At 64.2% G+C, this 8,721-nt stretch carries 4 protein-coding genes; all 4 read right to left on the bottom strand.

The window, feature by feature from the left end; translation table 11 throughout:
- A partial coding sequence (locus tag ACFVJ3_RS48690) for a condensation domain-containing protein (RefSeq protein ID WP_378458911.1) occupies nucleotides 1–1,946 on the bottom strand: 1,946 nt, incomplete at its 3' end.
- A complete protein-coding gene (pabB, locus tag ACFVJ3_RS48695) occupies nucleotides 1,912–4,791 on the bottom strand; it encodes an aminodeoxychorismate synthase component I (protein WP_378458912.1) in 2,880 nt (959 codons plus the stop codon). The genes pabB and ACFVJ3_RS48690, both read right to left, overlap by 35 nt.
- 1,397 nt (nucleotides 4,792–6,188) lie before the next feature.
- On the bottom strand, nucleotides 6,189–7,895 hold the full coding sequence (locus ACFVJ3_RS48700; protein WP_378458913.1) for a DEAD/DEAH box helicase: 1,707 nt from the start codon (nucleotides 7,893–7,895) through the stop codon (nucleotides 6,189–6,191).
- 9 nt (nucleotides 7,896–7,904) lie between these two features.
- Nucleotides 7,905–8,721, bottom strand: an 817-nt coding sequence (locus tag ACFVJ3_RS48705) for a hypothetical protein (RefSeq protein WP_378458914.1), incomplete at its 5' end; no start/stop codon positions are given.

Below are 8,721 nucleotides of genomic sequence, written 5' to 3' on the forward strand. Positions count from 1 at the left end.
GCGAGGTTGGCCAGCCCTTGGTGGGTGACGACGACGCCTTTGGGGGTGCCGGTGGAGCCGGAGGTGTAGAGCAGGTAGGCGGTGTTGGTGGTGTGCAGGGGTCGGGGTCGGTCGGCGTCGGTGATCGGACCTGAATCCATGGTGTTGCAGCGGGTTTCGAAGTCGGGGGTGTCGATGACGAGCCATGGCAGTGGTCCGGGCAGGGTTGTGGCGTGGTGGGTGGTGGTCAATCCGAGTGCGGCTCGGGAGTCCGAGAGCATGTGGGTGATGCGGTCTTTCGGGTAGTTCGGGTCGATTGGGAGGAACGCGGCGCCGGTTTTGGTGGTCGCCCAGACTGCGAGGACCGCTTCGGGGGAGCGGGGGAGTGCGATGGCGACGGTGTCTTCGGTGCCGATGCCTTCGGCGATCAGGATCCGTGCGAGCTGGGAGGATGCGGTGTCGAGTTGTTCGTAGGACAGGTGGTGGTCTTCGTATAGCACCGCCGGTGCGGTGCGGTCGTGTGCTGCGGCGGTGGTGAGCAGTTGTGGCAGTGTTGTTGCGGGGTGTTCGGGGCCGCCGGTGCGGTCGAGCAGGTTCCGTCGTTCGTCGGTGTCGAGGATGTCGAGGTCACCGACCCGACACCCCGCATCGGCAGAAAGGAAGCGTTCGAGAAAGGACAACAAGCGGTGGTGATGACGATCGAGAACGTCGTTGTCGTACAGGCTCGGGTTGGCTTGGAAGTCGATGTGTGTCGTGGTGCCGCCCACGCTCGGGTAGATGTTGACGAAAAGATCGTCGACGAGCCCGGAGGTCAACACGTGCAGGCGGCCGAGGTGGGGGCCCAGCCGGATCTCTCGGTCGGCCGGCATGATGTTGAGAGTCGGACCAAACGAGCGATTGCGGCTGACGTCCCTGCCGAGATCGCGGCAGATGTCCTCACGCCGGTACCGCTGCCGCCGCAACGCCCCGGTCAACTCGAGCTGGGCGGACTTGATCAGTGTCCCGATCGTCACGTCCGCGCCCACCTCGAGTTGCAGCGGTACGACATTGGCCACCATCCCACCTGAGCGTCGCAACGGTGCGGTCGTTCGGGCCGAAACCGGCAGACTGAGTACGATGTCCGATCTTCCTGTCATCCGGCACAGGAAGCCAGCAAGAGCAGCGACCAAGACCGGTGCCGCACTCGAGTTGTGCTTCGCGACGACCGAGTCGAGCATTGAGGCTACGTCGTGTGACAAGGCCGCGCTGGCCACCCGCGGATGTGCCTCGACGGGTGCCGACCGCCCGGCCAGGCTCGCAGGCTCCGGCAGTCCCGAGGTCGGTTCCGCCCAGTATCGCCGATCGGCTTCGAAGCGATTCGAGTTCCGGTAGGCAGCATCGATTTCAACGATCTGCGCGAGGTCCAGCACGCGGAGCGGCGGGGCTTCGACACCGGCAACTGCGGCCGTATACAACTCGGCGATACGCTGCATCAGCGTCATGGCGCCGTAGCCGTCGAGGGCGATGTGGTGAATGCGTGAGTACCAGTGGTAGTGCCGGTCACCGACCTGGAGTATCGCCGAGACTGCGAGCGCATCGTGGAGGAGGTCTATCGGTGTGCTGAACTCGCGGCGCATCCACTGCTGCGCGGCGACGCTCGGGTCGTCCTCCGCGCGAAAGTCGATTCGCCGGATCCCGCTGTCGGAAGAATCGTCGACCAGTTGATACAGCTCACCGTCGTGATCGACCAGGCGTAGGAACCCCGAACCGAACTCCCTGGCCGCCACGCGGCTGGTCGCCTCGAGCAAATCGATATCCAACTCGCCGAAGACCTCGACGTACTGCGCGATCGTGATCGGGAGCTCGCCGGCCAGTTGCTGGGCGAACCAGATTCCCTTTTGCGCGGCAGATAAACGGCATGCCTCCGACGGAAGGTTGGTCCCCGAGCGCTTTTCAGTTCCTGGAATCAGTGGCGGGACGGCGTCCACGACTCTTCTCCGATCTGCTCTTTGCGTCAGGCGTGCAGGGGTTGGGCTCGGGCCCGACCTCGGTGTGCTGGGGCTGCAGGGAGGTCCGCGCGCATGTGGTGTAGATCGCTTCTCCCGCGTGGTCGAAATGTGTTGCCACGTTGGTGAAGAACTTGTTCTCGTCGAGTAGTGCGAGCACTGTCGTGTAGCGGTCGGGACGGTGCTCGACGACGAGGCTGCCGCCTGCGTGCAGGAGCCGTGCCGCCGCAACAATGGTTTGCCGGGCGAGCCTCAGCCCATCTGCACCACCGACCGAGGCCCGTCGGTGGTACTCGCCGCACTGTGAGGGAAGGTCTTCGTCCTCGGGAATGCACGGTGGACGGGCGAGGACCAGATCGGCCGTTCCGTCCAGGCCGGACAGCAGATTGGGCGCGGTGACGGCGGTTTCGTGAAGCACGATCGGGCTCTCGCCGAGGCGGATCTGACGTTCGATGTTGCGTCGCGCCACGTTCAGGGCTGTCGGATCCACATCCACGGCGTGTACACCGGCATCGGCTCGGGCATGCGCGATTGCCAAGGCGATTGCTCCGGAACCGGTGCACAGGTCCACGACCACTGGAGTCGTGACATCTGAAATATCGGCGAGGGCCTCGGCAAGTACCAGTTCGGCGTTGGCCTTGGGCGCTGGCACACCGGGGCAGACCCACACCTCTACACCGCCCAATTCGGCCCGCGAGAGTCGTCGCCCGGCTCGATCGATGGTGTCACTCGAGGTCTGCGGACTGACGTGGTGGGCGAGGGCGTGCGGTTTGCCGGCGCTGATCGTGAGGGCCCTGCGCATGGCGGCCGCCTTGACCAGGGTCTCGATGAACTCTTCGTCGGGGTCGGACAATGCGACGATGGCGCCCCCGATCCCGAAGCTCACTGTCCCGTGCCGGGACACCATGGTTCGGATGACGATGCTGAGGTCGGCGGTGCCGTTGATCGACAGCCAGCCGAGGGCGCCCGAGTACACGCCTCGCGGCCCCTCCTCCAGCCGATCGATGATTTCCATGGTGCGTATCTTCGGTGCTCCGGTCATCGAGCCACCCGGGAAGCAGGCACGCACACACCCGACCACAGTCGCGTCACTGCGCAGCGTCCCCCGCACCGTCGACACGAGCTGATGGACCGGTGCGTAGGTTTCGACGTCGAACAATCGCGGTACGTGCACCGAACCGGGAGTGCAGACCCGTGACAGATCGTTGCGCACGAGGTCGACGATCATGAGGTTCTCGGCCCGGTCCTTTTCGCTCGTCAGAAGGTCCTGGCGGAGCGCGTCGTCCGTCGCAGCGGTTGCACCCCGCGGCCGGGTGCCCTTGATCGGTTTGGACTCCACGACCCGGTCGGCGCCCACGCGCAGAAACCTCTCGGGGGAGGCGCTGAGTATGTCCGCTGCCTCGAACCTCAGGAGTGCTGCGTAGGGCACTGGAGTGATGGATCGGAGGTAGGCGAAGGTTTCGACGGGGTCTATCTCGACATCGATCTGGGCGTGGTTCGTCAAGCACACTTCGTACGTTTCGCCGACCCGAATGTTCTCCAAACAGGTACGGATCTTGTTGAGGTAGGTTTCACGGTTGTGGCGCAGCGTCATGCGCGGGTCTGCCGCCGACCTGATGAGCGGCCGCGCGGGAAGCGCATCGTCGGTCGTGACGGGCATCCGGTTGATTACCCGCGCCGTACGGCGCATCCAGTCGCGGGTTTCGGGTTCGTGGGCCTGCTCGCTGAGCGCCAGTAGGTAGCAGCTGCCGTCGACGTGGTCGATCACGACTGCGCGGTCGGCGAATACCAGGGCCGCGTCCGGTGTGTCCGCGGAGTGTCGCGCATTGCCGTCGGCTTCGGCCTTCAACTCGTAGCCCAGGTAGCCCACGTAGCCCAGATTGAACGAGAACGGCAGGTCCGGCGATGGCGGCACAGCGCGGATCCGCAGCTGTTCGTCGAGATAGTCGAAGAATCGCACGCGTCGTTTGTCGGCCGGACCGCCGGAACGGTGCACCAGGACGGTGCCGTCCGCAACGTCGTACGTGACGTACTCGGCGCGTGGGCCAGATGCGTCGCCCATGATGGTGAAGCGGGCGTCCGACTCCACTGTGGAGCTGCCATCGAGCCAAAAACTGTTGGGGCCGTCTGCAAACAGGCGCTCATACACCGTCTGTGGGTCGACTCGCCGATATATCCGTCGTGTTTCCACCAGGTATGGGGATAAGGTCCGCGGCCGCCGTCGCGGCTTCGGGGCGGATCCCTTCCGGCGGGTCGGGGTGAGGTCACGGAAGTTGGCGAGGAGTTCATGTCCATGATCGGTGCAGACCGACTCCGGATGAAACTGCAACCCCCACAGCGGGCGCAGACGGTGCCTTACCCCCATAAGGACCCCATCGGATGTCCACGCAGTCGCCTCCAGCGCATCGGGGAGATCTTCGACGGCGAGAGAGTGGTACCGGACGACCGACAGAGGCGAGGGGAGACCCGTGAACAATTCTCTTCCGTCGTGAAATACCTTCGAGTTGCGACCGTGCCTAGGCTCTGGAGCCAAGACGACATGCGCACCGAACAGTTGGCATAAACCCTGATGGCCGAGGCACACTCCTAGTGTGGGAAGCCCACCCTGCAGAATGGCCCGCGAGCTGATGCCGAAGTCGCGTTCGCTCGCTGGACGACCGGGCCCCGGAGAAATCACGATGTTGTCGAACTCGGTCAGGTCGATGGCAAGCCAGTCCACGTCGTTGCGTACCACCGTCGGCGGGCACCCGTTGACGTCGCTGAGGAAGCTGTAGAGGTTGTATGTGAAGGAGTCGTAGTTGTCGATCAACAACGTCTTGGTAAACATCGTTTGCCCGGTTCTCGGCGCGTGAGGGATGCGACACTGCGTTGTCTCTCGCCGGTGCAACGACTTGATGAGGTCCCTCGAACTTATTGCGGGAGCTTTCGTCTGAGCGTGCACCTCCGTGGCGCCCTCCGCCAGCACGTCGAACGCTCGTGTGATTCACCCATTGGGGGCGAAACGGCCGACGTTGTGGAATGAGGCGCCATGCCGTGAAGTCCGCCCGTGCCCGCGATGGTGCGGATGATTGCCAGACCTCTCGACGCGTCGGCCCCGTCGGGAGGCTCTGCCGACCTGAGGAAAATAGCTGCGCCTAAGTGCCGGCGATGCCCGCTCGTGCATTCTGGCTGACGAGCCGGCCGAGGAGCAACAGGGGACTTGTAGCGTCGATCCGGTGGGCGGCCTGGTGGACATGATCGATCCTTAGAAGGGCTATTTAGCATGCCTATCAACGCAAACCGCCCAGACCCCGACACGCCGCGCGATGCGCGCACTCCACCTTAAGTCACGAAAGTCTGTGGAAACAAGGTCACCCAGTCGGCAGTAGTCCACAGAGCAAAGTGGTCGGTTTTATAGACTGGACCATCACGTCCCGAAGTGTCCACCCTTCGCGGAATGGCCGTCGCCAGCAACCGCTTCTGTGCGGCTCGCACCTCTTCCGGGCTGCGCGGGGAGTGGTGTCCAACCGACGAAACAGCGGAATCGAGGTGGAACCGGGTCAGGGGGCGTTCTCGCCGTCGTGTTGCGTCGGCTGTTGTGCGGTGTCGGCTTGGGGAGGGCCCCTGTCCAGTTGATGTGGGTGAGTCGCCAGCGGAGGAGGGCGACCGGTGCAGTGATCTGGTCTGCTGTGGCCGGGTCCACCCGCATTCTCGGGTGTGGCGGTCGAGGGTGTGTGCGAGATTCGGTTCGCGTGGACACCTCGACCGTCGGTGGCGTCCATGAGGAAGGTGACAGTTTTCTGTGTTTTGGTGTCGTATGCGCTGACACCGATGGCGTCGACGAGGTCCATCCGGTCACGAACGGTGCCTGCCCGGTAGTGGTGTAGCCGTCATCTGTTTCGGTGGCGACGAGGAGGGGATTCGCAGGGTCGGCGTAGCCGCTGCCGGATACACCGGCAGTGATCGCGCCCGCGCTGCTCGAGACGTGCTCACGTGATGTTCTCCCCGGTTGAGCTCAACCTTTGAACCTCATCCGGCTGTCCGCCGATGGGTGCGGCTCTCAGTGTTGCCGTGTGTCCACGCGGACACACCTGTCTGAGTGGGGAATGTGCGTGCAGCGACTCTGGAAGTTCAGCATGCACGTCTTCTGTTCACCGAGGTGGACACCCAACTATGAGCACACTTGCCGGGATATGCACATCCGCTCATTCTCGATTGCAGAAGTCCCTGGTCCAGGCATCATTCCTACTCGAACATGCTTTCGGGAAGCCAGTCTGCGTCGAACAGCCGCGCGAGCTTCCCGAACGCCCCGAGATCGCCATCGACACTGGCTGACGTCACCATTAGCCGATTGATCATGATCCGAGCCGCCTGCTCCTCCACAGTTCCGGCGGCGAACAGGAGTGACCATGAGCAAACCTGCCCGTCGCGATGCGCACGACCCATCGTTTGGCGTGCGGCAATTCCGGAGTAGCGAGGCTGGTGGAAGAACCCGATGCGACGTGCCGATGAGGCGCGGGAACCGTCGACCATCAACTCGGACGCCTGCAGATTGATCGCAGATGCGGTGGTGAACACCGCGACCGGGTTGTGGCCGCGCTGAAATCTAATGCGCTCCGTCTCGAGATCGCCCCCGCCGAAGATGCGCGAGACGCCAATGCCGTGCTCCTCCAAGAGGCTGGCTACCGGGTCGGCGGCGGTGGTGACCAATTCGACGGCAACGAGTACCTGGTAGCCGCGTTCGACGTGTGCGGCTACCAACTCGGCGGTCTGCGGGGCTCTCAGCATGCCTGCCTTCTGCCGGAACCGCATCAGAGCGGCACGGCCGCGGGCGGTGTCGTTCCCCTGGCGGGCGATCCTCATCGCGCTCCGGAAGTCACTCCAGTCCTGGTGGTACGCAGCCCATTGTGTGGCGGTGAAGTCGAGCGGCAGGCCGTCGATAGGCGGCGGCCCCCAGGGCGCGTCGCGATGCACCATGACGGGCGGGTCGCAGTCGGTCATCCACTTCCGGACGCGGGTGACGGCCTGATGCTGCAGCCGCTGAGAACCTTTTGCATGGTCGTTCCAGTCCCATTTCCCCTTGTCCCACCCGGGAGCCAGGGGAAGTCCATGCTCGACCAGCTTCTTACCAAGATCGGCCCACTCGCCCGGCGGGTCATCGTGCAGTTGCGCGAAAAGCGAAGACAAGTAGGTGTATTCGCCTGGGTGATGACCCGGCGTCGCCGTCACGGTGATCACGAACGGCGCCTTCTCTGGTGATGCGGAGAGGCGGTTAACGCGCCGCTGGTACTGGGTGCGCTGGGCCGTGAGGTGCCTGAATTGCTGTGCCTCGTCATTGATGATGAGGGAAAAGGAGTACTTCGGTTGGCCGTTGCGTCCGAGCAACTTCTTGAGCTGGTCCGGGGAGATGATCAGCCACCGGTACCCACCGTCGCCGAACGCAGCGAGGGCGTCGCGCCACGCGGCGATGGTGATCTGGGCTGGCCGGTCCACGGTGATGAGTACGGTGTCGCCACCCCCCAATTTCAGCGCAGCTTTCGCGCCGAGGATCGCGCTGCCGGTCTTGCCTACACCGGGCTCGTCGGCCAACAAGAATCCGCGCTTGCCGTGGTGAAAGGCCATCGCGATCGCCTTCGCGGCGTCCACCTGTTCTGGCCGCGGTATCTTGTGGAAACCAGTAGCGCCCGGTTGCCGCACGCCGTTGAAGTCCTCTTCGACCCAGCGAGCGTACGAGTACGGCTTCGACGCGTAGACGGCGAGTTCGTCAGGCAATTGAGCGCCGATGTAGGCATGCGCTTTGAGCGCCTTGTAGTACTTGGCACCGGGCGCGGATGCCCGGTACGGGACATCGAGAATCCAGATCTGCTCCCCGTGCCCCGGGGTGGGTATCAGCGACGCGGCGCTGGCTCGTCTGGGACTGGAGCGTCGCGGGGTGGTCTTCCGTGCGGCCATGAGCGTCGGCTATTCCCAGGGCGAATCGCCGGGGTCGACGACGTCGACTGCGGCCGGTGTGGCGGCGATCGTCGCGGCGGCTGGCGCCGAGGAATCGCGGGCTGTCGCAGCGGGCGCGGGGGCTGATGCAACGGCAGGTCGATTATCTACGTCGATAGTCTCCACAACCTCAGGTTCGGCCAACGGTTCCAGTGCTGTCGACTCTATATTGGTTTGCGGCGCCTCCGTGAAGTCTGGCGGGTCGATCTCGGTCTGCAGGTTCGACGACAATCCGAGGATCATCGCCCGGTCGTAGCGCAGAGCGACCGCGAACATCGCATCGAAGACCGCCCACGCTGCGCTGGGATCCGCGGCCGCTGCCTTCATCGCGTCCGCGACGGCACGCAGCGTGTCCGGATCGCGGGCCACCGCGGCGCGCGCATCGTCGGGGTCGATCAGGCCGCACATGTGACGTTCCGTGCCATCGTCGGGGGGCGCGCGTTGGATCGCATCCTTGACGACGTTCGATAGGGCCCACGGGCCAGCGGATGCTCTCGACACCACCTGCTTTTCGAGAGTGTCAGCGACATCTGCGAGGAACCGGACACGGCTGGGGAGGGTGTAGCCCATTCGCGTTTCCTTCCACAGGTCGGGGCGCGCGGCCGCAGGTGCAGCGCACTCACGTCGAGCGCCGAAGTATCGATGATGCTCCACGATACGAAGGGCAGTTCCGGCGGTGGGGGAGCGAACGCAGCCTAGAAGCCTAGAAGCGGCGTAGCCGGTTTTTGGGGTCAAGTTTGTGGTGTATGGGTCACGTTCGACTGCTTGATGTTTCATGCTGCGAATT

Source organism: Rhodococcus sp. NPDC127593 (assembly GCF_042671975.1).
Taxonomy (GTDB): Bacteria; Actinomycetota; Actinomycetes; order Mycobacteriales; family Mycobacteriaceae; genus Rhodococcus_F.

Excerpts from the sequence above, each read along its gene's own strand:
- pabB (WP_378458912.1), bottom strand. The coding sequence starts at position 4,791 with ATGTTTACCAAGACGTTGTTGATCGACAACTACGACTCCTTCACATAC.
- ACFVJ3_RS48700 (WP_378458913.1), bottom strand. The coding sequence starts at position 7,895 with ATGGCCGCACGGAAGACCACCCCGCGACGCTCCAGTCCCAGACGAGCC.